This window comes from Citrobacter sp. Cs237 (assembly GCF_030332325.1).
In the GTDB taxonomy this organism is placed as follows: domain Bacteria; phylum Pseudomonadota; class Gammaproteobacteria; order Enterobacterales; family Enterobacteriaceae; genus Citrobacter_A; species Citrobacter_A sedlakii.
This window is the reverse complement of record NZ_JAOWIB010000066.1, coordinates 169,863-195,365: the sequence shown is the minus strand read 5'-3', so window position 1 is coordinate 195,365 and position 25,503 is coordinate 169,863. Positions and strand designations below refer to the sequence as shown.

Annotated in this window: 17 protein-coding genes; 8 read left to right on the top strand and 9 right to left on the bottom strand. The window is 54.8% G+C overall.

All coding sequences use genetic code 11. From position 1 onward, the window contains the following. The 4 genes from OGY07_RS02840 to OGY07_RS02825 all read right to left on the bottom strand — a co-directional run. A partial coding sequence (locus tag OGY07_RS02840) for an Ig-like domain-containing protein (protein ID WP_286598521.1) occupies positions 1-3,092 on the bottom strand: 3,092 nt, incomplete at its 3' end. 82 nt (positions 3,093-3,174) lie between these two features. Then, the gene (locus OGY07_RS02835; RefSeq protein WP_042292970.1) at positions 3,175-4,479 is read right to left on the bottom strand and encodes a TolC family outer membrane protein; all 1,305 of its coding nucleotides are present in this window, start codon (positions 4,477-4,479) and stop codon (positions 3,175-3,177) included. Between the two features lie 655 nt (positions 4,480-5,134). Continuing rightward, complete coding sequence (locus tag OGY07_RS02830; RefSeq protein WP_199957629.1) at positions 5,135-5,626, bottom strand: hypothetical protein; 492 nt, start codon at positions 5,624-5,626, stop codon at positions 5,135-5,137. A 267-nt stretch (positions 5,627-5,893) separates the two neighbouring features. Then, on the bottom strand, positions 5,894-6,661 hold the full coding sequence (locus tag OGY07_RS02825; RefSeq protein WP_286598517.1) for a siderophore-interacting protein: 768 nt from the start codon (positions 6,659-6,661) through the stop codon (positions 5,894-5,896). Between the two features lie 226 nt (positions 6,662-6,887). On the opposite strand from OGY07_RS02825, the gene OGY07_RS02820 reads away from it, so the two are divergent. Continuing rightward, complete coding sequence (locus OGY07_RS02820) at positions 6,888-7,562, top strand: PadR family transcriptional regulator (RefSeq protein ID WP_211935220.1); 675 nt, start codon at positions 6,888-6,890, stop codon at positions 7,560-7,562. Here OGY07_RS02820 and OGY07_RS02815 read toward each other — a convergent pair. Beyond that, a complete protein-coding gene (locus OGY07_RS02815; RefSeq protein ID WP_286598514.1) occupies positions 7,559-9,124 on the bottom strand; it encodes a methyl-accepting chemotaxis protein in 1,566 nt (521 codons plus the stop codon). The genes OGY07_RS02820 and OGY07_RS02815 overlap by 4 nt on opposite strands. Positions 9,125-9,456: 332 nt before the next feature. Continuing rightward, the gene (locus OGY07_RS02810) at positions 9,457-10,977 is read right to left on the bottom strand and encodes a methyl-accepting chemotaxis protein (RefSeq protein WP_286598512.1); all 1,521 of its coding nucleotides are present in this window, start codon (positions 10,975-10,977) and stop codon (positions 9,457-9,459) included. A 430-nt stretch (positions 10,978-11,407) separates the two neighbouring features. Between OGY07_RS02810 and ygjG the strand changes: the two genes are divergently transcribed. Both ygjG and OGY07_RS02800 read left to right on the top strand, forming a co-directional pair. Beyond that, on the top strand, positions 11,408-12,787 hold the full coding sequence (ygjG, locus tag OGY07_RS02805) for a putrescine aminotransferase (RefSeq protein WP_167333872.1): 1,380 nt from the start codon (positions 11,408-11,410) through the stop codon (positions 12,785-12,787). Positions 12,788-13,001: 214 nt separating this feature from the next. Continuing rightward, on the top strand, positions 13,002-15,020 hold the full coding sequence (locus tag OGY07_RS02800; protein ID WP_286598509.1) for an oxidoreductase: 2,019 nt from the start codon (positions 13,002-13,004) through the stop codon (positions 15,018-15,020). A gap of 78 nt (positions 15,021-15,098) precedes the next feature. Here the strand turns inward: OGY07_RS02800 and rlmG are convergent, their stop codons facing one another. Beyond that, a complete protein-coding gene (rlmG, locus tag OGY07_RS02795) occupies positions 15,099-16,235 on the bottom strand; it encodes a 23S rRNA (guanine(1835)-N(2))-methyltransferase RlmG (protein WP_286598507.1) in 1,137 nt (378 codons plus the stop codon). A gap of 86 nt (positions 16,236-16,321) precedes the next feature. Here rlmG and OGY07_RS02790 point away from each other — a divergent pair, with 86 nt between their 5' ends. From OGY07_RS02790 to sstT, 4 genes are all read left to right on the top strand, one after another. Next, positions 16,322-16,825 carry a M48 metallopeptidase family protein gene (locus OGY07_RS02790; protein WP_286598527.1) on the top strand — a complete coding sequence of 168 codons (504 nt, stop codon included), beginning with the start codon at positions 16,322-16,324 and terminating at the stop codon, positions 16,823-16,825. Between the two features lie 69 nt (positions 16,826-16,894). After that, on the top strand, positions 16,895-17,893 hold the full coding sequence (locus OGY07_RS02785) for a Gfo/Idh/MocA family protein (RefSeq protein ID WP_199957635.1): 999 nt from the start codon (positions 16,895-16,897) through the stop codon (positions 17,891-17,893). 273 nt (positions 17,894-18,166) lie between these two features. Then, positions 18,167-19,132 (top strand): TerC family protein, encoded by a 966-nt coding sequence (locus OGY07_RS02780; protein ID WP_042292924.1) that lies wholly within the window; start codon positions 18,167-18,169, stop codon positions 19,130-19,132. Between the two features lie 239 nt (positions 19,133-19,371). After that, positions 19,372-20,616 carry a serine/threonine transporter SstT gene (gene sstT / locus OGY07_RS02775; protein WP_042292921.1) on the top strand — a complete coding sequence of 415 codons (1,245 nt, stop codon included), beginning with the start codon at positions 19,372-19,374 and terminating at the stop codon, positions 20,614-20,616. A 74-nt stretch (positions 20,617-20,690) separates the two neighbouring features. Here the strand turns inward: sstT and OGY07_RS02770 are convergent, their stop codons facing one another. Together OGY07_RS02770 and uxaC are read right to left on the bottom strand one after the other, a co-directional pair. Beyond that, positions 20,691-22,178 (bottom strand): UxaA family hydrolase, encoded by a 1,488-nt coding sequence (locus tag OGY07_RS02770; protein ID WP_042292919.1) that lies wholly within the window; start codon positions 22,176-22,178, stop codon positions 20,691-20,693. Between the two features lie 14 nt (positions 22,179-22,192). Then, complete coding sequence (gene uxaC, locus OGY07_RS02765; RefSeq protein ID WP_042292917.1) at positions 22,193-23,605, bottom strand: glucuronate isomerase; 1,413 nt, start codon at positions 23,603-23,605, stop codon at positions 22,193-22,195. A 475-nt stretch (positions 23,606-24,080) separates the two neighbouring features. Between uxaC and exuT the strand changes: the two genes are divergently transcribed. Further along, positions 24,081-25,382 (top strand): hexuronate transporter ExuT, encoded by a 1,302-nt coding sequence (gene exuT, locus OGY07_RS02760; RefSeq protein WP_042292977.1) that lies wholly within the window; start codon positions 24,081-24,083, stop codon positions 25,380-25,382. The last annotated feature ends 121 nt before the right edge of the window (positions 25,383-25,503 follow it).

Below are 25,503 nucleotides of genomic sequence, written 5' to 3'. Positions count from 1 at the left end.
ACGCTCCAGCTGCCGTTGGCCTGCACCTGGGTGGTGTAGCCGGTGCCGCCAATCGTCACGGTCACCGTCTGACCCGCCGGAGCGGTGGTGGTGCCGCCGATCAGCAGATCCGCCTGCGCTTCCGTGGCGTTCAGGATATCGTCAGCGGCGATGGTGCTGATGGTGATCACCGGCGCGTGGGAGTCCAGGGTGACGGTATGGCTCGCACTGGCCGTGTTGCCACTGACGTTAGTCACGCTTACGCCAATCTGTTCGCGGCTGTCGGTCAGTAAATCCATCGCCGATGACGGTACAGTCACGCGCCAGGAACCGTCCGCCTGAACCTGTGCCGTAAAAGTCTGGTCAGCGAATTTCACCACCACAGTTTGACCCGCTTCCACGCCCTGAGTCTGCCCTGAAAGCAGCAGGTCTGCGCCTTTCTCCGCGGCGTTAATGAGATCGTCTGCGGCAACGGTATTGATCGTAATTGCCACCGGATCAAGATCCAGCTCAACCGGATGATCAACGGACACGGGGTTGCCCCAGCCATCCTGTGCGCTGGCCGTTACGGTCAGTTGCCCTGCGTTCCAGTTTTGTAAGTCGCTTGCCGGAACACCAATCTGCCAACCCCCGTTGCTGCTCACCACCGCCTGATAATTCACGTTATTGATAGACACCGTGACCAGCGTACCCGCCGCCAGATGGCTGCTGCTACCGCTCACCACCAGATCCTGATGGTGTTCGATGGCGTTAACAATGTCGTCGCCAGAAAGCGTATTTATACGCAGGCCCGGCAGCGACGCATTAATGCTGATATCGCGATCGCCGGTCCCGGTATTGCCGTGACTGTTGGTTACGGAAGCGGTAAAGGTGAGGTCGCCATCGCCAAAGTGTTGCAGGTCGTTGGCCGGAATAGTCACCTTCCAGCTCAGATCATTTTCCACGGTAGCGCTGTAGCTTTTTCCGCCGACCTGAACGGTGACCGTATCGCCCGCCGCGGCATGGATGACACGACCGCTTAAAATCTGGTCGCTTTGCGTTTCCGCGTGGTTCACCAGGTTGTCGGTGGCGAAGTGATTAATGACCACCTGCGGCAGCACCGTGTCGACGAGGAAGGATGCGCTGGTCGTGCCGCTGTTACCGGTGGCGTCCGTGCCGCTTACGGTGACATGATAGAGGGTATTGGCAAGGTTCAGTACATCAGAAACCGGCACCTGAACAGACCAGACGCCACCGTTGACCGTTGCGGTATAGGCGATATTGTTGAGCATCACGGTCAGGGTGCTACCGTCCGCGAGAGTACTGGCGCCGCTTAAGGTCAGCGGCTGCATCGACTCCTGGGCGTTAAGTACGTTGTCCTGGCTAATAGTATCGACGGTGATCCCGACGGCCAGGCTGTTGAGAGTCACATCGTGGGTGGCTGTGCTGGTATTGCCCGCCGCATCGGTCACCGTCACGGTAATGGTGTGCTGCCCGTTGCTCATGGAATTAAACAACGAGGCCGGAACGCCCACGCTCCAGCTGCCGTCTGCCTGTACCACGCCAGTAAAGGTCTGATCACCAAACTGAACGGTCACGACGTCGCCGGGCGCGGCGCCGTTCGCCATTCCTGAAATCAGTTGAGCGACATCCTGCTCATCATCATTAAGGATATTATCGCCAGCTACGGGATTGACCGTCAGGATCGGCGCGGTGGTGTCGACAGTCAGTTGATCGGAGAAATCCGCCGCGTTCCCGGCTTTATCGCTCACTGAAACCGTCAAAGAATGGTCGCCATTCGCCAGCGCCTGTACGTCTGCGGCGTCCACCGTCAGCGCCCAGGTCCCCTCGTTCGTCACAAGGGCGGTATAGGTTTGGCCGTTCAGCGTCAGTGTGACCGTCTGCCCGGCTTCGGCAGTGGTTTTTCCGCTTAATACCAGGGACGCGTTGTGCTCAACGGCATTGAGGATCTGATCAACGGCGATGCTATCCATCGACAGCAGCGGCGCCTGTGTGTCGACAGCAATCACCTGAGTGCCCGTCACCGTATTGCCCGCCGCATTCTGACCGCTAACGCTCACCGTCCAGCTCCCGTCAGCCAACGCAGCGGCATCCGCCGCCGGGACGTTGATCTGCCACTCCCCGTTCGCGTCGACGCGGGTGAGATAGCTTTTACCGTTTAGCGTGACGGTCAGTTGCGTGCCCTGCGCCAGATGACTGCTACTGCCTGACAGCGTAAACCCGGCAGACTGTTCACTGGCGTTAATCACATTATCGTTAGCCGTTGTCGCCAGCGTGAGGGTTGCCTGCGTGGTATCGACATTGACCGTAATTTTGCCCGCTGAGGTGGACTCGCCACCGTTGATTTGCACGACAGACCAGGTATGTACGCCGTCGGTCTGCGTGGGCAGCAGTACCGTCCAGACCCCATTTGCATCGACCATTGTACTGGCGATGGTGTTGCCGTTGCTGTCTTTGATTTGAATTGTCGCGCCCGGATGGCCGGTCCCGCTGAAGGTCGGCGTGTTATCGTCGGTGGTGGCATTGGCGGTCAGACCGCCCTGTTTGTCGCCCTGATTATCGGTGACCATGTAGGTTGGCGTATTTTTGGTGTTATCAACGGTTTCAGTTTCGGTCACTGTGACTGTTTTCGTTTCACCGCCGTCATCATTAGCCAGCAGCGCGCCAATCGCGCCGCCGCCCAACGCGGCACCAGCCAGCCATGCCCACGGAAAATCATTCTCTTCGCTGGCAGCTTCCGCCATCAACGGTTCGATGCTGTCGATCGGCGTCGCATGCGCCGTCAGCTCAACCGCGTCCAGGCTGGCAGCATTGCCCACATCCTCAAAGGTCACGTGGGTCAGTCCCGTTTCATCATTGAAAACCAGTTCAGAGTGCAGTTTCGACTCGGGATCTTCGGTGAAATAGCCGCTGCAACGAATCACGCTGCCGTCTTTCATGTAGATCAGCAGGTCGTTGCCCTGGCGGACGTAGCGGGCCACATCCTGAGCGGAACCGAGGATTTCGATCACGGAAGCGCCGGATACTGCGACGGAAAGGTTGCCTTCGCCCGACAGGACGGTTTTTTTCGCGGTGTGACGATTGATAATGTTTGCGGTTTTTAATGTATTCATAGTCTGGCTCATAAAGGTCAGTTAATCAGTACTACGCTTGCGGGTCGCGTCCCTGAGGTCATGGTGCTGCGAGTAAAATGGATTAGAGATCGGGCAATTTTTTAGATGCCTGTTTTTCAATCCCGATAAGGGGCAACAGGTTGTCGACTGCCGTCGCGTACTGAATGGCGGCGCTCCAGCCGTCGTATTCAGCATTAATGCGTGAAGATTGCGCCTGCCAGACGTCCTGTTCGACGCTCAGCAGGTCGTTGATGCTTTTTTTGCTCAGGGTGTATTCGTTTTTGTAAACGCTGCGGGTTTGCATGGCGTTAACCAGCTGGAATTTGCCGGCATCTTCACGACCGCGTGCGCCTTTCCAGTCCGCCATTGCCGATGAGGCTTTTTGCAGAATGTCGAATCGCGCTTTTTCTTCTTCTGAAGCGGCCATCGCCTTTGCCCCCTGCGCCTGATCAACGCGCGCGGAAACCGCACCCCCCTGATACAGCGGCGCATCCACGCTGAGCTGGATTTGATCGTCCCAGTAGCCGCGATTGTCAGATTCATAACGGGTGCGTCCCGCTTTCAGGCTGAGCGTGGGCAGATGTTGGGCTTTCGCCCGATCAATGCCGTGCTGTGCGGATGTCACCATAGCGCGTGCGGACAACACAGCAGGGATTCTGGAATAATCGATATCGTCAACGGCGACCTGTTTGGCTTCCAGGTTCTCCGGCAGACGGGCGTAACGATGGGCGCTGATACCGGTCTGTACCGCCAGCACCGCTTTCGCTTTTTGCAACGCGGCGTCGTACTGCTCCAGCGTCGCTCGCATCCCGGCAATGCGGGTCTGGGTTTGCAGATCGTCAGAGGTCGAGCTAAGACCTGCGCCAGCGCGCAGCTGCGCCAGATGCTGAATTTTCTCCAGCGCGGCGATGTTCTCCCGCGCCGCATTCACTAAGGCGCTATAGCGTTTCACTTCGACATAACCCTGCGCGGCTTTTTCCGCCACTTCCGAAAGGGTCGCCATCAACTGATAGCGATAACTTTCGTATTGCGCTTCCGACTGGGCAATAGCGCTATTGGTTTTACCAAAGTCATACACTAATTGCGTAACGGTAATTCCCCAGGCTGCGGAATTATTTAACGAACCACTGGAATCCGTTGTCTGGCTGTGACCGGTACTCGCCGTTAAGCCAATTTGCGGCATCCAGCCGCTTTTCGCCTCTTTTGTCATTGCCTGGCCGATTCCCATTTGCGCGGCCTGACGGCTAATTGCCGGGTCGCGATCTAAAGCAAATAAAATACTTTCTTTCAGATTCGTCTCTTCAACATTCGCTAATGCCGCGAAGCAAGAAACAGAAGCGCCGCAAAGTGCAAGGGTTAACGTCACCAATGAAAAAACAAAACGCATACTCACAACATATATCCTAATTAAAATGGCTTTCTTCAGGCTGACCGATGCCTCCACACTTTTCTTTTTCAGAGCGATATGGAAAATAATGAAGCCTGCTATGAGATATGCCCTTATCAATGTGTTTTCAGCGCATTCCGCTGAATTTAACGGTCAGTCTCCCCTGAGCTTAAATAATGCCCACACTGATAACGACATATACCTGTCCGTGACAAACAAAGTTGAAAAACGTCATCATCACTACGTCTGTATGACATTTTCCAGCGTCCAGAAAAGACACTTTCCCAAGTATTCAGGGTAAGCGTTACCTATCGCTGGCATCACGGGTTGAAGAATATTCTGAGGTGTCGGGGTAAACGAGGAAAGAAAAATAACCTTAATTCATCTTAAATGATTTCTGATTGTAACCATGAAGAACTAAAACTAATAAAAACAAGAACATGATATTTCAACCAAAGATCTTAAACACTCTGAAAAGCCCTTTACTTGCTGAAATTTTGAACTAAAAAGCCATGGAGTGCGCAGAGATTCATCAGTATTGTTCATCCCTGACTAAAATTAAACCGGATCAGTTTTCAGATGAATAACAAATTAGAAACAGTATTATTCCAATCAGTTAGCATCCATGCCGAGGTGAGCGTGTTAATGCGGGAAATCAGGAAGGGAGTAAAACGGTGTGGTTTTTCCGCTTACAGGTGAAAAGAAAGCGGTCGTACTTTTCGATCATCATTTGCGACTTGATGCCTATTTTGTCGCGATAGTCGTTGTATTCCGAGCCTTCAGAGAGCAGGAATGCGTATATTGTATAATTAAGTTCGATGATCGAAGAAATGAATTCACGTTTCGCCAGCTCTATCGTTTCATCATGCAGGCGATAGTCGCTATCGTTAAATTTTTCAGCCTGCTCCATGCGATGTGATATTTGATGAATAATCGCCGGATGCAAATAGTACTGCGTACAGCCCACTGTTTCTTCATAGGGCCAAACGTGAAGAATCTCCTCAATAATACGCTGGTCACGCATTCGCTGTTCGGACAACAGATTATTCGTACTAAACGGCGACGTCAGCAAATAGCGAATTGAAAGGAAAAGAAAGGTGCCAATGCTTAATGCACACAGCAACATGAAGACTTTTGTGTAGAACATGATATAGCGAGTCAGTAATTTTGGAAGAGCTATCCTAACGGCAGTCGTGATGGATTTATAGTTTTTTGGAACTGAAAAGTCCTAAATTTTCCAGTTAATGTGAAAATAATAAAACGTTACGGTAAACAGTCGGCTAAATTGCCCCCATTATTTAGGATAATCTTAATGGCAGAACGAAATATCCTGGCGAATTTTCTGACATCGGCTTTTTGCCGGGTGGTGCGAAAACACCTTACCCGGCCTGCAACAATGGGGCCACGGACGGCCTTATTTTCGATGCCAGTAGGCCGCCGCGCGCACCAACTGCGGGTCAAACGCATCGCTTTCGAAACGGCGGCTGAGGTTTTTGACCACCTTTCCTTCTCCGGTGACCCAGATAAAGTAATCTGCCGCTGGCACCGACAATTGCGCCAGTCGCGCATCAATCGCCTGCTCGTCGTGCGCCAGCCATTCGATGTTGAACCCGTCAAGATGCGCCAGGTAATCCCGATAAGCAGGATCGTTGACGCTCACCAGCGCGGTCACCGACGGCCTGACCGGCAAGCGGCTGAGCGCTTCCAGACGCCGACGCAGCGCGGGCATGCCTGACTCATCGCAAACATAAACCTGGTATGCATAATCCTCCGGCACCACCAGCGAACCACGCGGCCCGCCGATGATCAGCGTGTCCCCTTCGCGAGCCTGCATCGCCCAACGGCTCGCCACGCCGCCATCGTGAATGAAGAAATCCAGCGCCAGTTCATGACGCGCTTCATCGTAAAGCGGCGTGTAGTCACGGGACGCCGGGCGTGCGCCCTCTCCCCAGACAATGCCTTCGTCAGTGACCGTTGGAGGGACAAACGGAGCGCCAGCCTGGGGGAAAAAGACTTTCGTGTGATCGTCAAAGCCGTGTGAGCAAAAGCCTTTCAGCGCGTCGCCGCCCAGTACAATGCGTTGAAAGCCTGCGCTGATACGTTCCGCGCGCAAAACGGTAAGTTCGCGAAAACGCAATTCGTTGCGCACGCGTTGAGGATAACGTGAGGTGATGTCGGTCATGTCGCTGCCTTCGTGAAATAATCAGATATATCGAATTTAATTTTCAAATGATAATGATTGCTAATCAAGATGATTGCAAGCGATTTTTCGATACTGTTTTATACTGCCTTATCCACTATAAATAAGCATTAAATTCAATAGATTATAAAATTTTCATTGCGCAGCTTGCCAAAATCAAGAGTTTAGATATAAATTAGATATATCTAATAAACGTCAGGAGAAACTTATGCGACATCATCACGAGGGTTGCTGCAACGGCGAAGGGGAGCATCATGAGGGCTGCTGTTCCGGCGAAGGTCGCCACCAGGGCGGCTGTCACAGCGAAGGTCATCAACACGGCGGATGTAATGGCGAAAATCATCATCACGGCGGGTGTAACGGCGAAGGTCATCATCATGGCGGGTGTGGGCAACGTCATGGCAGAGGCGGTGGAAGACGCCAACGCTTCTTCGGACATGGCGAGCTGCGTCTGGTGATTCTGGATATTCTCTCCCGTGAGGCCAGTCATGGCTACGAGCTGATCAAAGCTATCGAAAATTTGACTCAAGGGAACTATACCCCCAGCCCGGGCGTGATCTATCCAACGCTCGATTTTTTACAGGAGCAGGGGCTTATCACCATTAGCGAAGAAGACGGCGGACGGAAGAAAATCACCCTTACCGCGTCCGGCGCACAATGGCTGGAGGAGAACCAGGAACACCTCGGACACATTCAGGCGCGGATCACTGCGCGTAATGTTGGCGCTGAACTGCGTAAGAATCCGCAGATGAAGCGGGCGCTGGACAATTTCAAGGCGGTGCTGGACCTGAAAGTGAATCAAGGGAATCTCAGCGACGCGCAGTTAAAACAGATCACTGGCGTGATCGACCGCGCGGCGCTGGAAATCACTCAACTGGATTAAGCAGGCTGCGCGTCGTCTTCCCTGACACGGAACACTTTCACCAGCTCTTTTAAGTGAAGCGCCTGCTCATTCAGTGACGCTGCCGCGGCAACGGACTCCTCCACCAGACAGGAGTTCTGTTGCGTGGTGGCGTCGATCAGGCCAATCGCGCTGTTGATCTGCGAAATTCCGTCGGTCTGTTCGCGACTGGCCTGGCCGATTTCCCGCAGGATCACGTCCATTTCCTCAACATTGCTCACCATACCGTTGATTAGCGCATTCGCTTTTTCGACCAGCAGCATGCCCTCCTGAGTCTGACCGGTGGAATCTTCAATCAGATTACGGATCTCGCTGGCGGACGAAGCGCTTTTCTGCGCCAACTGCCGCACTTCACCCGCCACTACCGCGAACCCACGCCCGTGTTCACCCGCACGCGCCGCTTCTACGGCAGCGTTCAGCGCCAGTATGTTGGTCTGGAAGGCAATAGAGTCAATCAGATTGATGATGTCGGACATGCGGTTAGCGGTTTCATTTATGACGCGCATTTTTTGCGTGACCTGATTCATCATTTCACCGTTGTTTTTCACTACGGTCGCCGCCCCCGCAGAGAGCTTCGTCGCTTCTCCGGTATGTTCCGCTGTGTTTTTCACCGTCGCGGTGATCTGTTCCATCGACGCGGCAGTTTGTTCAACCGAGCTGGCCTGCTCTTCGGTACGCGCCGCCAGATCCTGGTTGCCAGCCACAATCTGCGCCGCCGCGCTGGAAATATTCTCCGAGCCGTTTTGTACCTCCTGCACAATCTCTTGCAGGCGGTTTTTCATGGTCATCAGCGCCTGAAGCAATACGCCGGTTTCGTCCCGCTGTTCGCAGGCGATAGTGCGGGTCAGGTCGCCCTCGGCGATCGCTTCGGCAAACTGGACAGCGTCGTCCAGCGGTCGGGTAATGGAACGCACGATGTACAGCCCCATAACGCAGCCAGCGACAATGCCTGCCAACGCCAGGGCGACAAGCAGGATCCGGTTGGCTTTAAAATCGCTCTCCACTTGCTCGCCTGCTTTTAGCATCTGCGCGTCTTCTATGGCGATCAACGCTATAACTTTATCTTTATACGCCTGCTGCACGTTTACCGTGGTGGTCATCATCTCCTGCATTGCCGCCTGACGGTTGTGACTTTGCACCGCCGCCTGGATACGGTGCTGCGAGGCAAGATACTGCTCACGCACGTCGCGAATGTCTGCTATCACCGTTTTCGATTTATCGTCGAGCGGCGCCGCGCTTAGCTCGTCCAGCAGAAGGCTAATCTGCTGGCTTATCGCGTCGAGCCGGGCCTGCGAAGCCCCTGTCCAACGCCCTTCTTCATCCATCAGCATCAGTTGTTGCGTGCTGACATACTCCTGAAAATTGTCGATAAGTTTGTTGGCTTTTACCGTGATCGGATAATCGTCGGTCAGGATGTTTTGCATACCACGATTCGCACGATCCAGGCTAAATATCGACAAACCGGAACTCACCATCATCAGCACAATAAACAAACCAAACGCGATAAATAACTTTGAACGAATTTTCACGTTACGCAAAAACATATTTCCCCTCCCGGAGATCGTTTTTCTCAGATAGCATTTCTTATCGGTCGGAATCTCAGTAACTTTATGATATTGATCAGTTTTTATTTTAAACGCTTTCTGATAAATCGCTTTTAACGATGAATAACGGTAGACCGATCGTTATATAAGCGTTTTTTATGCTTTCGTGAAATGCGGAAAACCGCCGGGCGACAATGAGGATAAAAATAACTATCTCACCCTTATGGGCTAATATTTAATATAAATTTAACATTAAATTTACAAAACGCTCACCCATTACGGTAAGCGTTGGCAGAAAAAAGAAGAGGCAGAGATGTGAAGAAATGAGGAAATTAATGCAGTACCGTCACGGCATCTTCCAGACGGCTGGCGCGGTGTTTGACCATAGCGGATACCTGCGCGCTTTCTTCAACCAGCTCGGCATTTTTCTGGGTGATGTGGTTAAGCTCATCCACCGCGCGGGTCAGGCTGCTCAGCCCGTCGGCCTGTTCCGACGTCGCATGACTGATTTGCGCAATCAGTTGGGTGACGTTTTGCACCTGCGAAACAATGTCATCAATGGTGCGTCCTGCGGCGTGAACCTGCTGCGAACCGGACTGAACTTTGTCCGCGCTGGCGTCAATTAACTTACGGATGTCGTTCGCCGCACTGGCGCTGCGGCTGGCCAGATGGCGTACTTCTCCCGCCACGACGGCGAACCCTTTTCCTTGCTCGCCCGCACGCGCCGCCTCCACCGCCGCGTTAAGCGCGAGGATATTGGTCTGGAAAGCGATGTCGTTTATCAGCGTGGTGATGGTGCCTATCCGCTGGGTGCTGTTGGCGATGTCATCCATCGTTTTGATCACCGTATCCATGGCTTCACCACCCTGAGTCGCTGCGCTGCTGGCGGCGCTCGACAGTTTGTCGGCAGCGGAGGCGGTTTCGGAGTTCTGCTTAACCGAAGCGGCCATCTGGTTCATGGTAGCAACCGTTTGTTGCACGTTATCAACCGTCTGGCGGGTGTGTTTATTCAGATCGTCATTGCCTTTCGCCAGCGTTTCGCTGCCGTTACGTACGCTCGACACCTGACTTGAGACATCGTTGATGAGCCAGCGGCACATCAGCCCAAGTTGCCCAACCGCGCGCAGCGTCAGTCCCAGTTCGTCACTGCGATTAAGATGCATCACGCTGTTACGCTCCCCGGTCGCGACTTTCAGCGCCTGCTTCGCCACGTTTTCGATCGGACGAACTATTTGTCCTTCAAAGATCGCGGTGCCGGCTCCCAGCGCCAGCGCACTCATCAGATACGCCAGCGCGGACGCGTCGGAGGCATACAAGCCCGCCGCGACCATCACGAACAACAGCGTCATCACGCCGCGTACCCGCCAGCGCAGCGGCAGAGAAGGGAGTTTTCCCAACCAGCCTTTGCGTACCACCAGCCCTTTGTGAATGCGTCGGGCGCAGCGGTTTTCGTTCAGCGCCTGGTATAAAGGCTCCACCGCGGCGATCTCTTCTTCCGTTGCGCGGGTACGAATCGACATGTAGCCAGTGACCTGCCCTTCGCGAACCATCGGCACCGCGTTGGCGCGAACCCAATAGTGATCGCCGTTTTTACAACGGTTTTTAACAATGCCGCTCCACGGCTCGCCCTGTTTCAGGGTGTACCACATATCGGCAAACGCAGCTTTTGGCATGTCCGGATGACGTACAAGGTTGTGCGGCTGCGCCAACAGCTCATTGAGCGAGTAGCCGCTAACAGTGACGAAAGTATCGTTAGCGTGCGTGATGTAACTGTGCAGATCGGTCGTGGACATGAGCGTCGTATCGTCATCCAGCGGTGTATTTTGCTGGGTAACGTAGAGATGAGAAGACATAGTAGCGTCCTGTGCAGGTTATCTGGTTGTTAACTTCTTGTCAGATGTTATTTCGGCGCTAACGGATTTATCTTTAGTTGTTAAATTTGATTTAGATCGCAATTTGCGATTAAACCTTATTATTTGTACGAATTCCAATTTGTTGATTTTGAATACTTTCGGGATGAAACTATCCGTACCTGCGAGCCCACCCGCACCACCATAGCGCAAAATCCGCCTCTTTTTTGTGCAGCGAGCGGGATCTCTCCTCGTTGTGAACTGATTAAATTCTGCTCAATATGCTACTTTTTGTTAACAAATAAGATTAAATATTGCGCATTTTCCTTATTTCCTCATGTTTATCCCGATTTTCGTCGGCCTCATTGGGATGGCGCAATCCCTGCAATACTTAAATCGGTATCATGTGATACGCGAGCCGCGGGAGCATATTTTGAACAGGTTACCTTCCAGCGCGTCGGCATTAGCCTGCAGCGCACACGCCCTGAATCTCATCGAAAAGCGAACGCTTGACCATGAGGAAATGAAAGCACTAAACCGAGAGGTGATTGATTACTTCAAAGAGCATGTGAATCCGGGTTTTTTAGAGTATCGCAAATCTGTTACCGCCGGCGGGGATTACGGAGCCGTAGAGTGGCAAGCGGGGAGTCTGAATACGCTTGTCGACACCCAGGGTCAGGAATTTATCGACTGTCTGGGTGGGTTCGGCATCTTTAACGTGGGGCACCGTAATCCAGTCGTGGTTTCCGCCGTACAGAATCAACTCGCGAAACAACCCCTGCACAGTCAGGAACTGCTTGATCCTTTGCGGGCGATGCTGGCAAAAACGCTCGCCGCCCTGGCGCCAGGCAAACTGAAATACAGCTTCTTCTCCAACAGCGGTACTGAGTCCGTCGAAGCGGCGCTTAAGCTCGCCAAAGCGTACCAGTCGCCGCGCGGTAAGTTCACTTTTATCGCCACCAGCGGCGCGTTCCACGGCAAGTCATTAGGTTCCTTGTCCGCAACGGCGAAATCGACCTTCCGCAAACCGTTTATGCCCCTGCTACCGGGCTTTCGTCATGTGCCTTTTGGCGATATCAGCGCGATGCGATCGGTCCTTAGCGAGTGCAAAAAGACCGGCGACGACGTGGCGGCGGTGATCCTCGAACCCATTCAGGGAGAAGGCGGCGTGATCCTGCCGCCGCAGGGGTATCTTAGCGCCGTGCGTAAACTGTGCGACGAATTCGGCGCGCTGCTGATTCTGGATGAAGTGCAAACCGGCATGGGGCGCACCGGCAAGATGTTCGCTTGCGAACATGAAAACGTGCAGCCTGACATTCTCTGCCTGGCGAAGGCGCTGGGCGGTGGCGTGATGCCGATTGGCGCAACGATTGCCACCGAAGAAGTCTTTTCGGTGCTGTTCGACAACCCGTTCCTGCACACCACCACCTTTGGCGGAAACCCGCTTTCCTGCGCAGCGGCGCTGGCAACCATCAACGTGTTGCTGGAGCAAAACCTGCCCGCTCAGGCAGAGCAGAAAGGCGATATGCTGCTGGACGGTTTCCGCCAGTTGAGCCGTGAATATCCGGATCTGGTGCATGACGCGCGCGGCAAGGGGATGCTGATGGCGATCGAGTTTGTCGACAATGAGATCGGCTACAGCTTCGCCAGCGAGATGTTCCGACAGCGCGTACTGGTTGCCGGCACGCTCAACAACGCGAAAACGATCCGCATTGAACCACCGCTCACCCTGTCCGTCGAGCAGTGCGAGCAAGTACTGAAAGCCGCGCGTAAAGCGCTGGCGGCGCTACGGGTAAGCGTGGAAGAAGTGTAACGCAACAGTGCCGGGGGGCGGTATGGCCACCCGGCTTACGGGCAAGAAACCAATCCAGGCCGGATAAGCGCTATCCGGCTTTTTTTTATCTGCGGTGGCGCTTTTTTGAATCCCATCACAATCATCGCATTCCCCTTTTCCCTTTTACGGCGCGACGGCTAAATTAGTAACTCATCCGACCACATAACAATAATTTTACATACTGGATACTGCTATGAGCTACCCGTCGCTGTTTGCCCCGCTGGATCTTGGCTTTACCACGCTGAAAAACCGCGTGCTGATGGGATCGATGCATACCGGGCTGGAAGAGCACCCCGAGGGGGCTGAACGCCTGGCGGCCTTTTACGCCGAACGCGCACGGCACGGCGTTGCGCTGATTGTGACAGGCGGCATTGCGCCCTCCCTGTCCGGGGTGGCGCTGAAGGGCGGCGCGACGCTTAACGATGCCTGTCAGTTGCCGCAGCATCGCGTAGTCACTGACGCAGTGCACAATGAAGGCGGCAAAATAGCCCTGCAAATTTTGCACACCGGGCGCTACAGCTATCAGCCGCAGCTGGTCGCTCCCTCCGCGATTCAGGCGCCGATCAACCGTTTTACGCCCCATGCGCTGTCTCATGATGAGATACTGCAATTGATTGAGGACTTTGCGCACTGCGCGCAGCTGGCGCGCGAAGCGGGTTATGACGGCGTAGAGGTGATGGGGTCGGAAGGCTATCTGATTAACGAATTTCTCGCCCTGCGCACCAATCAGCGCGACGACCAGTGGGGCGGAGAATACGCCAACCGCATGCGTTTTGCGGTGGAGGTGGTGCGCGCGGTACGCCAGCGTGTCGGCAACGATTTTATTATTATCTATCGTCTGTCGATGCTGGATCTGGTGGAAAATGGCAGCACCTTTGAGGAGACCGTCCAGCTGGCAAAGGCCATTGAAGCCGCGGGCGCGACAATCATCAACACCGGCATTGGCTGGCACGAAGCGCGTATTCCCACCATCGCCACGCCGGTACCGCGCGGCGCCTTCAGTTGGGTGACTCGCAAGCTGAAGGGGCATGTCTCTGTACCGTTAGTGACCACCAACCGTATTAACGATCCGCAGGTCGCCGATGCGATCCTCGCGCGCGGCGATGCCGACATGGTATCGATGGCGCGTCCATTTCTGGCCGATGCCGGGATCCTGTCAAAAGCGCAGTCGGGACGTGCGGATGAGATCAACACCTGCATCGGCTGCAATCAGGCCTGTCTGGATCAAATCTTCGCCGGAAAAGTCACCTCGTGTCTGGTCAACCCACGCGCGTGTCACGAAACCCAAATGCCGGTTCTGCCTGCGCTGCAGGCAAAAAACCTGGCGGTAGTCGGTGCGGGTCCGGCAGGGCTGGCCTTTGCCATCAACGCGGCGTCGCGCGGTCATCACGTCACGCTGTTCGATGCCCTGGGCGAGATCGGCGGACAGTTTAACATTGCCAAGCAGATCCCCGGCAAAGAGGAGTTTTACGAAACGCTACGCTATTACCGGCGGATGATCGACGTTACAGGCGTTAGGCTGCAGCTGAACCACGTTGTCACCGCGGACGACCTTCAGGCCTTTGACGAGGTGATCCTCGCCAGCGGGATCGAACCGCGCAGACCGCCAATTGAAGGCATCGATCATCCTTCAGTATTAACCTATCTCGACGTGCTGCGTGATAAAGCGCCGGTGGGCAACCGGGTTGCGATCGTTGGTTGCGGCGGTATCGGCTTTGATACCGCGATGTATTTAAGCCAGCCAGGCGAACCGACCAGCCAGAACATTGCCGATTTTTGCGTGGAATGGGGCATCGACACCAGCCTGAAACAGGCCGGCGGATTACGTCCGGAAGGGCCGCATCTCCCACGCAGTCCGCGCCAGATCGTGATGCTCCAGCGTAAAGCCAGTAAACCCGGCGACGGGCTGGGGAAAACCACCGGCTGGATCCATCGCGCCACGCTGCTCGCGCGTGGGGTGAAAATGATCCCTGCGGTGAGTTATCAACGGATCGACGATGACGGGCTGCATCTGCTGATCGGCGGCGAACCGCAGATCCTGAAAGTGGATAACGTCATTATCTGTGCCGGGCAGGAGCCACGGCGTGAACTGGCCGAACCGCTGTACGCGGCCGGTAAAACGGTGCATTTGATTGGCGGCTGCGATGTGGCGATGGAACTGGACGCTCGCCGCGCCATCGCCCAGGGCACCCGTTTAGCGCTGACGATTTAAGGCGCTACGCTTACCGGGCCGACGGGATAGCATTCCAATGCGGCCCGGATAAGGCGTTGGCCGTCATCCGGCAATACGTTAACGCCGACGTCCCAGTTTCACCGCTTTGAGCACCACGAATTTGTTGTTGGTGGCGACAGTGGCGCAGTTGCCGAAAATCTTCTTCAGCTTGTGGAAATAGTCTAGATGCCGGTTGGCGACAATATACAGTTCGCCGTTGATCTTCAGGCAACGGCGGGCGTGATGAAACATCTCCCAGGCGATGTTATCGGTCAGGGCATGCTTTTGGTGGAACGGCGGGTTGCAGAAGATGGCGTTAAAACGAAACGGTTCGACGCCAGAAAGGGCGTTGTTGATCATAAACTCGCTGCGATCGACCGCATCCGGCAGGTTGGTTTCTACGTTCAGGCGGCTGGACGCCACCGCCATCGGCGACTCATCGACAAACACCACGCTCGCCTGTGGATTTTTCGCCAGCAACGTTAAGCCGATCACCCCATTGCCGCAGCCGAGATCGACAATCTCCCCTTCCAGGTTTTCCGGCAGATGCTGCATAAAAAAACGCGCGCCGATGTCCAGCCCGGTACGCGAGAAAACGTTGGCATGGTTATGGATGGTCCAGTCGGTACCGTCCAGCTTCCAGCTCAGGGTGTCCGGGGTGTCGGTCAGCGCAGGTTCGCTGAAGGTACAGTTGATAAGACGGGCTTTTTTCCATGCCAGCGTGGTGGTGGTCGGTCCCAACACCTTTTCAAACAGTTCCAGCGTGGACGTGTGAATATCCCGGGCTTTTGCGCCAGCGATAATTCGCGTTTGTGGGGTAACGACTTTGCGCAACGCGCGTAGCTGCTGCTCCAGCAGCGCCAGCGTTTTCGGTACTTTGATCAGCACCACGCCCGGCGCCTGCGGATACGCCGCGGTGCTGTCGAGAAACGTAACGCTGGCTTCGCTGATATCGTTATGGCGCAGGTTTTCCCGCGTCGCCAGCTCGCTCAGATATGAGTCGCCAATGCTGTACGGCGCGTGCGCCGCCAGCGCACAACTCAGCGCGCCAAAGGCGTCATTCAGGATCAGCACCGGGCCGCGAATTTCCGTATCGTCCAACTGTTGCAGCAGATACTCGTCCGCCGCTTCCCACGCCAGCAGTGGGTTAACGTCATCCGTCTGGGGAAAACGTTTTAATGTCAGTGAACGGAAACCGTTGTCTGTGTGGCTCATCGGCCCTCCTGAATGGTAAAATTTCGGCTTGTCCCTGAAAAGGGTGCGTGAGTATACAACATTTTCATTCAATGGCGTGGACCGTAATGAACCAACTGCCTTATCTCCAGGGTTACCGTGAACATTTGCTTTCTCAGGTGCGCACGCTGATTGCCGAACAACGACTGGGGGCGGTGCTGGAAAAGCGTTATCCCGGCACGCATGACTTCGCCACCGATAAGGCGCTCTGGCAGTATACCCAGGACCTGAAAAGCCAGTTCCTGCGCAGCGCCCCGCCGATCAACAAAGTAATGTATGACAATAAGATCCATGTGCTGAAAAACGCGCTGGGGCTGCATACCGCCGTGTCGCGGGTGCAGGGCGGTAAACTGAAAGCGAAAGCGGAAATCCGGGTCGCCACCGTGTTTCGCCATGCGCCGGAGCCGTTTTTGCGCATGATCGTGGTGCACGAACTGGCGCATCTCAAAGAAAAAGAGCACAGCAAGGCGTTTTACCAGCTCTGCTGTCATATGGAGCCGCATTATCACCAGTTGGAATTCGATACCCGGCTTTGGCTGACGGCGCTTTCAATCAGGGAAACTGCGCGGTAGCGCACTGGCTTTGACACGTGGGCATGCTACATTGTCGGCAGATACCTTTTATGGAGCCAGAACGCGTTTATGATACGTTTCGCAGTGATTGGCACGAACTGGATCACCCGCCAGTTTGTCGATGCCGCCCATGAGACCGGCAAATATAAGCTCACCGCCGTTTATTCCCGCAGCCTCGAGCAGGCGCAAACCTTCGCCAATGATTACCTCGTCGAGCATCTTTTTACCTCGCTGGACGCGATGGCGCAGAGCGATGCCATTGACGCTGTGTATATTGCCAGCCCGAACTCGCTGCACTTCCCACAAACACAGCTTTTTCTGAGTCATAAGAAACATGTGATTTGCGAAAAACCGCTGGCATCGAACCTGGCGGAAGCGGAAGCCGCAATTGCCTGCGCGCGGGAAAATCAGGTGGTGCTGTACGAGGCGTTCAAAACCGCCAGCCTGCCGAATTTCCTGCTGCTCCAGCAATCGTTGCCGAAAGTGGGCAAAATGCGTAAAGCGTTTCTTAACTACTGCCAGTACTCCTCGCGCTATCAACGTTATCTGGATGGCGAAAACCCAAACACCTTTAATCCCGCCTTTTCTAACGGCTCCATCATGGACATCGGCTTTTATTGCCTGGCGTCAGCGGTAGCGCTGTGGGGCGAACCGCACGGCGTGCAGGCGACAGCCAGCCTGCTGGACAGCGGCGTCGATGCGCACGGCGTGGTGGTGCTGGATTACGGCGATTTCAGCGTAACGTTGCAGCATTCGAAAGTCAGTGATTCCGTTATCGACAGTGAAATTCAGGGGGAAGCGGGCGCACTGGTTGTCGAAAAGATCTCCGAATGCCAGAAAGTGTGCTTCGTGCCGCGCGGCGGGAAATCGCAGGACCTCACCCAACCTCAGCACATCAATACTATGCTGTATGAGGCAGAGGTTTTTGCAGCACTGGTAGAAACCAATGAAGTGAACCATCCCGGGCTGTCGGTCAGTCGCGTGACCGCCAAACTGCTTACGGAAATTCGCCGCCAGACCGGCGTGATTTTCCCGGCGGATGATGTCAGCCACGCGACCCCTGCGTAAAACATTGTAAAACAGATGTTACAGGCCATTGACGAAATGCGTGGCCTGTCATATTTTGTAACCTGCAAAGGGGAGTAACTTCATTGTCGGTTGATCGTCATTACGATGTGTGAAAAACCACATCCGGTCACCGGGCAACAAAACAGGAATGCGACAACGTATTCCTGTTTTGTTGTAAGTGAGACCTTGCCGGAAGGCGAGGTCTATGCATATAAAAAGCAGCGGCTGACGTCTTCCGACGTTGGCCGTTTTTTTTATGTGTAAGGAATGTCTATGAATACTGTCGGCACACCGTTGTTATGGGGCGGATTCGCTGTCGTTGTGGTGATTATGCTGGCTATCGACCTCTTGCTTCAGGGGCGTCGTGGCGTACACACGATGACCATGAAGCAAGCGGCAGCCTGGTCCCTCGTCTGGGTTACCCTCTCGTTATTGTTTAATGCCGCGTTCTGGTGGTATCTGGTACAAACTGAAGGACGCGCGGTCGCAGACCCACAGGCGCTCGCCTTCCTCACCGGTTATCTGATCGAAAAATCACTGGCCGTCGATAACGTCTTCGTCTGGCTGATGCTGTTCAGCTACTTCTCGGTCCCCCCTGCGCTGCAGCGTCGGGTGCTGGTCTACGGCGTGCTGGGCGCGATCGTACTGCGTACGATTATGATTTTTGCAGGGACCTGGTTGATTACCCAGTTCGAATGGATGCTGTATGTGTTCGGCGCGTTCCTGCTGTTTACCGGCGTGAAGATGGCGCTGGCGAAAGAGGACGAATCCGGCATTGGCGACAAGCCGCTGGTGCGCTGGCTGCGCGGACATCTGCGGATGACCGATACCATTGAGAACGAGCATTTCTTCGTGCGTAAAAACGGTCTGCTGTACGTGACGCCGCTGATGCTGGTGCTGATCCTCGTGGAGCTGAGCGACGTCATTTTCGCGGTCGACAGTATCCCGGCGATCTTCGCTGTGACGACCGACCCGTTCATCGTACTGACGTCGAACCTGTTTGCGATCCTTGGTCTGCGTGCGATGTACTTCCTGTTGGCGGGGGTGGCTGAGCGCTTCTCAATGCTCAAATACGGGCTGGCGGTAATACTGGTGTTTATCGGCATTAAAATGCTGATCGTCGACTTCTACCATATCCCGATCGCCATTTCGCTGGGTGTGGTGTTTGGTATTCTGGTTGTTACGCTACTGATCAATGCCTGGGTGAACCACCAGCGTGATAAGCAGCAGCAGGCTTAAATCTGTTATGCCGGGTGGCGATTTTCCTCCGCCCGGCGCGATCGCTTTTTGTTTATCATGTCACAATCGTGTTAATGATAAGTTATAAAATATGATCACAGCGAAAATTCCAGCATATTTCGCTTCCCGAAGCTTTATCTTTCCTTATACTCGACCATGCAAACACTTTGTTACATCCAGAAAGATGCGCCATCAGAGCGCACAGCGGATGAGCAACATCACACTGTAAGGATCTAGAAATGACTACGCAACGTACACCGGGGTTGTTCCAGCGCCTGGCGCAAGGGAGTCTGGTAAAACAAATTTTAGTGGGCCTCGTTCTGGGGATTCTACTGGCATGGATTTCTAAGCCCGCAGCAGAAGCTGTAGGGTTACTGGGTACACTTTTCGTCGGCGCGTTAAAGGCCGTCGCACCTGTCCTGGTTCTGATGCTGGTCATGGCGTCTATCGCCAACCATCAACACGGACAAAAAACCAATATCCGTCCGATTCTGTTCCTCTATCTGCTGGGCACCTTTTCTGCAGCGCTGGCTGCGGTCGTGTTCAGCTTCGCCTTTCCGTCCACGCTGCATTTAAGTAGTAGCGCCAATGACGTTGTGCCGCCGTCCGGCATTGTCGAAGTCCTGCGCGGCCTGCTGATGAGCATGGTCTCTAACCCTGTCGATGCGCTACTGAACGCCAACTATATCGGTATTCTGGTGTGGGCTGTCGGTCTGGGCTTTGCCCTGCGTCACGGTAATGAGACCACCAAAAACCTGGTGAACGATATGTCCAATGCCGTCACCTTTATGGTGAAGCTGGTCATCCGTTTTGCGCCGATTGGTATTTTTGGTCTGGTGTCGTCTACGCTGGCCACCACCGGTTTCTCTACGCTGTGGGGCTACGCTCAGCTGTTAGTGGTGTTGATTGGCTGTATGCTGCTGGTGGCGCTGGTGATCAACCCGCTGTTGGTGTTCTGGAAAATTCGGCGCAACCCGTATCCGCTGGTGTTCGCCTGCCTGCGTGAAAGTGGCGTTTACGCCTTCTTCACCCGCAGTTCCGCGGCCAATATTCCGGTAAACATGGCGCTGTGTGAAAAGCTGAATCTGGACCGTGATACCTATTCGGTGTCAATTCCACTGGGCGCGACCATCAATATGGCGGGTGCGGCAATCACCATCACCGTACTGACACTGGCGGCGGTACATACGCTGGGCGTGCCGGTGGATCTGCCGACGGCGCTGCTGCTGAGCGTGGTGGCTTCTCTGTGCGCCTGTGGCGCATCCGGGGTGGCGGGCGGTTCACTGCTGCTTATCCCGCTGGCCTGTAACATGTTCGGCATTCCGAACGATATTGCCATGCAGGTTGTGGCGGTTGGCTTCATCATCGGCGTACTGCAGGACTCCTGCGAAACGGCGCTGAACTCCTCTACCGACGTACTGTTTACCGCGGCGGCTTGCCAGGCGGAAGACGAGCGTCTGGCCAACAACGCACTGCGTAGCTAATGTGACATCCCCAGGCCGGATAGCGCTGCGCGTATCCGGCCTGTTTTTACAACCTGACTCAAAACGAAGGGTAATTAGAGGGTAACGCCGCTTTTAAAAATAGCCAACTCTCTGAAATCATTACGTTCATTGCAGGTCTGCTTGCCGTTGGCGAACTCAACAATGGTGTCGATAAATTCATCAAGCAACTGCGGCATCGCTTTACCGTGAATGAGCTGACCCGCGTCGAAGTCGATCCAGTGCTTTTTCTTCGCTGCAAGTTCGCTGTTGGTGGCGATTTTCACTGTCGGCACAAAACCGCCATAGGGCGTGCCGCGTCCGGTACTGAACAGCACCATATGACACCCCGCCCCGGCCAGTGCGCTGGTAGCCACTGCATCATTACCCGGCGCGCTCAGCAGGTTCAGCCCGTGCGTTTTCAGACGCTCGCCGTAACGCAGCACGTCCACCACCTGACTGGAACCTGCTTTCTGGGTACAGCCCAGCGATTTATCTTCCAGCGTGGTAATGCCCCCGGCTTTGTTGCCCGGCGAGGGGTTTTCGTAGATGGGCTGGTTATGGGCCATAAAATACTGCTTAAAGTCGTTGACCATCGTCACCAGCTTGTGGAAGGTTTCTTCGTCGCGGCAGTGGCTCATCAGCAGTTGCTCCGCGCCGAACATCTCCGGCACTTCGGTCAGCACCGTCGTGCCGCCATTGGCAATCATATAGTCAGAAAAACGTCCTAACATCGGATTCGCGGTAATACCGGAAAGCCCGTCAGAACCACCGCACTCCAGACCAAACTTCAGTTCGCTCAGTTTACCCGGTTCGCGCTTATCGTGGCGCATCGCTTCGTAAAGCTGATGCAGATGCGCAATCCCCGCTTCCACTTCATCGTCCTGATGCTGGCAGATCATAAAATGCACGCGTTCAGGATCGAACTCGCCCAGCGTTTCGCGAAACGCATCGACCTGGTTGTTTTCACAGCCGAGGCCAATCACCAGTACCGCCCCGGCATTCGGATGACGCACCATGTTTTGCAGCATAGTGCGGGTGTTGATGTGATCGTCGCCCAGTTGGGAACAGCCGTAGGTATGACTGAACAGGAAAACGCCGTCGGTGCCTTCGGCGTTATTGGTTTCCTTCAGGAAGCGATTCTGGATCTGCCGGGCGATCCCGTTGACGCAGCCGACGGTCGGCAGGATCCACAGCTCGTTACGTACGCCGACGTCCCCGCTGGCGCGACGGTAGATCTGCACATCGCGATCCGCGGGCTGCGGCGGGAGATCCTGAAACTCAGGTTGATAGCGATACGCATCCAGGTCGCTCAGGTTGGTGCGTGTATTATGGGCATGAATGTGTTCACCCGCCGCAATGTCCGCCAGAGCATGGCCGATAGGCTGCCCGTACTTAATGACGTATTCATCACGCGTAATATTGCTCAACGCAAATTTATGACCACGTGCGATAGCCTGACGTAGCGTTACGGTGTGGTTATCAACGTTCACTTCCGTGCCCTGCGCCAAATCGGCCAGCGCTACCGCAACGTTATCCAGCGCATGGATCTTGATGTATTGCATATCAACCCCGAACCTTAGTTGAGCTCAATGGCGAAGTAGTCACGCGCATTGTTAAAGCAAATGTTTCTTACCATCTCGCCCAACAGCTGAATGTCTGCCGGGGCTTCGCCCGCGTCCACCCAGCGGCCGATCATCTGGCACAGAATGCGGCGGAAGTATTCATGACGGGTATACGACAGGAAGCTGCGGCTGTCGGTCAGCATGCCCACGAAGCGGCTTAACAGGCCCAACTGCGCCAGTTGTGTCATCTGACGTTCCATCCCGTCTTTCTGATCGTTAAACCACCAGCCGGAACCGAACTGCATTTTGCCCGGCATCCCTTCGCCCTGGAAGTTACCGATCATCGTTCCCAGCACTTCGTTATCACGCGGGTTCAGGCAGTAGAGAATGGTTTTTGGCAGCAGGTTTTCTTCGTTCTGCTTGCTGAGTAATTTAGACAGCTCTTCTGCCATCGGACGGTCATTGATGGAGTCAAAGCCCACGTCCGGCCCCAGCAGTTTGAACTGGCGAAGGTTGTTATTGCGCAGCGCGCCGATGTGATACTGCTGGACCCAACCGCGACGGGCATATTCCGCGCCGAGGAACACCAGCACCGCCGTTTTGAACTGCGCCACTTCGTGTTCGCTCAGGGCGTCGCCCGCCAGACGGCGCGCCAGGATGCCGTCCAGTTCGGCTTCATTCGCCTCCGCAAACAGCACCACATCAAGCGCGTGGTCAGAGACTTTACAGCCGTGGGCGGCGAAATGATCCAGACGTTTGGTCAGCGCGCTTTGCAGATCGCTAAAGCGGCGGATGTCGGTATCGGACACTTCACCCAGCTTCGCCATGTAATCATTGAAGGTCGCCTGTTCAATGTTGAAAGCTTTGTCCGGACGCCAGCTTGGCAGCACTTTAATGGCGAAGCTGCTGTCCTGCGCCACCTTCGCATGGTGCTCCAGCGAGTCGATCGGATCGTCGGTAGTGCCGACCATTTTCACGTTCATTTGCTGCATGATCCCGCGCGCGGAGAAGCGATCCTGCGCCAGCAGGTCGTTGCACTCATTCCAGATCTCATCAGCGGTAGACGGTGACAGCAGCTTACCGGTGATGCCAAACGGGCGACGCAGTTCGAGGTGAGTCCAGTGATACAGCGGATTGCCGATGGTATGCGGAACGGTTGCCGCCCAGGCGTCGAACTTCTCGCGATCGGACGCGTCGCCGGTACACAGCCGCTCAGGCACGCCGTTGGTTCGCATCGCGCGCCATTTGTAGTGGTCGCCCTTCAGCCAGATGTCATACAGGTTCGTGAAACGGTAGTCTTCGGCGATTTGCTGCGGCGGCAAATGGCAGTGGTAGTCGAAGATCGGCTGTTCTTTAGCGTAATCATGATACAGGCGGCGGGCAAATTCGGTATCCAGCAGAAAATCTTCAGTCATAAACGGGGTCATTATCGTCTTCCTCTCATCGAGTGCGTCAGATTGCTTATGTTGCGATGCTGACAAAGTTATCACACCAATTTCCACTATCCGAAGATATTTTCGTGAGCCAGATCAATAAACCCTGACAAAAACGTTACCCTTCTGGAGGTAAAAACCGTCCCAGGCCGCGCCACGACTGGCCTTTCTGTAAAGAAATAATGACCCTGCTAAGAATAGCACTTTTGTGATGGCTCTCACCTTTTAAAGTTGTATGACAAGTTATCTTTCTGCCGTCGCGATACATAAGCTGACGGAATGCATTATTACCGATGAATTCATCATCGGATTGACCGGTACGGAAACCGAATGAGCACAACGACTTAATGGCAACGTTCGGGGAGTACCGGCTTTTTTCGGTTACGCCCTTCGTGAGAAGAACATCCTCCGCCCTACGCTGGATGATGGCCGCGTTCCTGGCGGAAATAACAAAACGATGAGGTTTTACATGCGTAAAATTAAAGGGTTACGTTGGTACATGATCGCACTGGTGACGCTTGGCACCGTGCTCGGGTATCTGACGCGTAACACTGTGGCGGCAGCTGCGCCGACTCTGATGGAAGAGTTACACATCTCCACCCAACAGTATTCCTATATCATCGCAGCCTACTCTGCTGCTTACACGGTTATGCAACCCGTTGCCGGTTACGTGCTTGACGTTCTCGGCACCAAAGTGGGTTACGCGATGTTTGCCGTATTGTGGGCCGTTTTCTGTGGCGCAACGGCACTGGCGGGTAGCTGGGGCGGTCTGGCGCTGGCGCGTGGCGCGGTCGGCGCAGCCGAAGCCGCGATGATCCCGGCTGGCCTGAAAGCCAGTTCTGAGTGGTTTCCGGCGAAAGAGCGCTCCATTGCGGTGGGTTATTTTAACGTTGGCTCCTCTATCGGTGCGATGATTGCCCCGCCGCTGGTCGTCTGGGCGATTGTGATGCACAGCTGGCAGATGGCGTTCATCATCTCCGGCGCCCTGAGCTTTATCTGGGCGATGGCATGGCTGATTTTCTACAAACACCCGCGCGACCAGAAAAAACTGACGGACGAAGAGCGTGACTACATTATTAACGGTCAGGAAGCACAGCATCAGACCAACAGCGCAAAGAAAATGTCGCTGCTGCAGATCCTGCGCAACCGCCAGTTCTGGGGGATCGCCCTGCCACGCTTCCTGGCGGAACCGGCATGGGGTACGTTCAACGCGTGGATCCCGCTGTTCATGTTTAAGGTGTATGGCTTTAACCTGAAAGAAATCGCCATGTTCGCCTGGATGCCTATGCTGTTTGCCGACCTGGGCTGTATCGTCGGGGGCTATCTGCCGCCGCTGTTCCAGCGCTGGTTCGGCGTAAACCTGATCGTGTCGCGTAAAATGGTGGTCACCCTCGGCGCGGTACTGATGATTGGTCCGGGGATGATCGGCCTGTTCACCAGCCCGTACATTGCCATCATGCTGCTGTGCGTAGGGGGTTTTGCTCACCAAGCGTTGTCCGGCGCGTTGATTACCCTCTCCTCTGACGTCTTTGGCCGCAACGAAGTGGCCACCGCGAATGGCCTGACCGGGATGTCCGCCTGGCTGGCGAGCACCCTGTTCGCCCTGGTGGTAGGCGCGCTGGCGGATACCATCGGCTTTAGCCCGCTGTTTGCTGTGTTGGCGGTGTTTGACCTGCTGGGCGCGTTGGTCATCTGGACCGTTCTGCAAAACAAACCGGCCAGCGATGTCGATGCCGGTCCGCAGGTGAATAAACCGGCTACGCAAAGCTAACCTGCAATCCAGAGCCTGTGCCGGAGCGCTTTACCTGCCCGGCTGACCTAAGCCGCCTGCTCCAGGGCGGCTTTTTCGTCTCTGTGAGTGGAGCGAAACTCGCGAAAGTGGTATAACAAAT

Coding starts and splice junctions, on each gene's coding strand:
- OGY07_RS02835 (WP_042292970.1), bottom strand. CDS start 4,479: ATGCGTTTTGTTTTTTCATTGGTGACGTTAACCCTTGCACTTTGCGGC.
- OGY07_RS02830 (WP_199957629.1), bottom strand. CDS start 5,626: ATGTTCTACACAAAAGTCTTCATGTTGCTGTGTGCATTAAGCATTGGC.
- OGY07_RS02825 (WP_286598517.1), bottom strand. CDS start 6,661: ATGACCGACATCACCTCACGTTATCCTCAACGCGTGCGCAACGAATTG.
- OGY07_RS02820 (WP_211935220.1), top strand. CDS start 6,888: ATGCGACATCATCACGAGGGTTGCTGCAACGGCGAAGGGGAGCATCAT.
- OGY07_RS02815 (WP_286598514.1), bottom strand. CDS start 9,124: ATGTTTTTGCGTAACGTGAAAATTCGTTCAAAGTTATTTATCGCGTTT.
- OGY07_RS02810 (WP_286598512.1), bottom strand. CDS start 10,977: ATGTCTTCTCATCTCTACGTTACCCAGCAAAATACACCGCTGGATGAC.
- OGY07_RS02800 (WP_286598509.1), top strand. CDS start 13,002: ATGAGCTACCCGTCGCTGTTTGCCCCGCTGGATCTTGGCTTTACCACG.
- rlmG (WP_286598507.1), bottom strand. CDS start 16,235: ATGAGCCACACAGACAACGGTTTCCGTTCACTGACATTAAAACGTTTT.
- OGY07_RS02790 (WP_286598527.1), top strand. CDS start 16,322: ATGAACCAACTGCCTTATCTCCAGGGTTACCGTGAACATTTGCTTTCT.
- OGY07_RS02785 (WP_199957635.1), top strand. CDS start 16,895: ATGATACGTTTCGCAGTGATTGGCACGAACTGGATCACCCGCCAGTTT.
- OGY07_RS02780 (WP_042292924.1), top strand. CDS start 18,167: ATGAATACTGTCGGCACACCGTTGTTATGGGGCGGATTCGCTGTCGTT.
- sstT (WP_042292921.1), top strand. CDS start 19,372: ATGACTACGCAACGTACACCGGGGTTGTTCCAGCGCCTGGCGCAAGGG.
- OGY07_RS02770 (WP_042292919.1), bottom strand. CDS start 22,178: ATGCAATACATCAAGATCCATGCGCTGGATAACGTTGCGGTAGCGCTG.
- uxaC (WP_042292917.1), bottom strand. CDS start 23,605: ATGACCCCGTTTATGACTGAAGATTTTCTGCTGGATACCGAATTTGCC.
- exuT (WP_042292977.1), top strand. CDS start 24,081: ATGCGTAAAATTAAAGGGTTACGTTGGTACATGATCGCACTGGTGACG.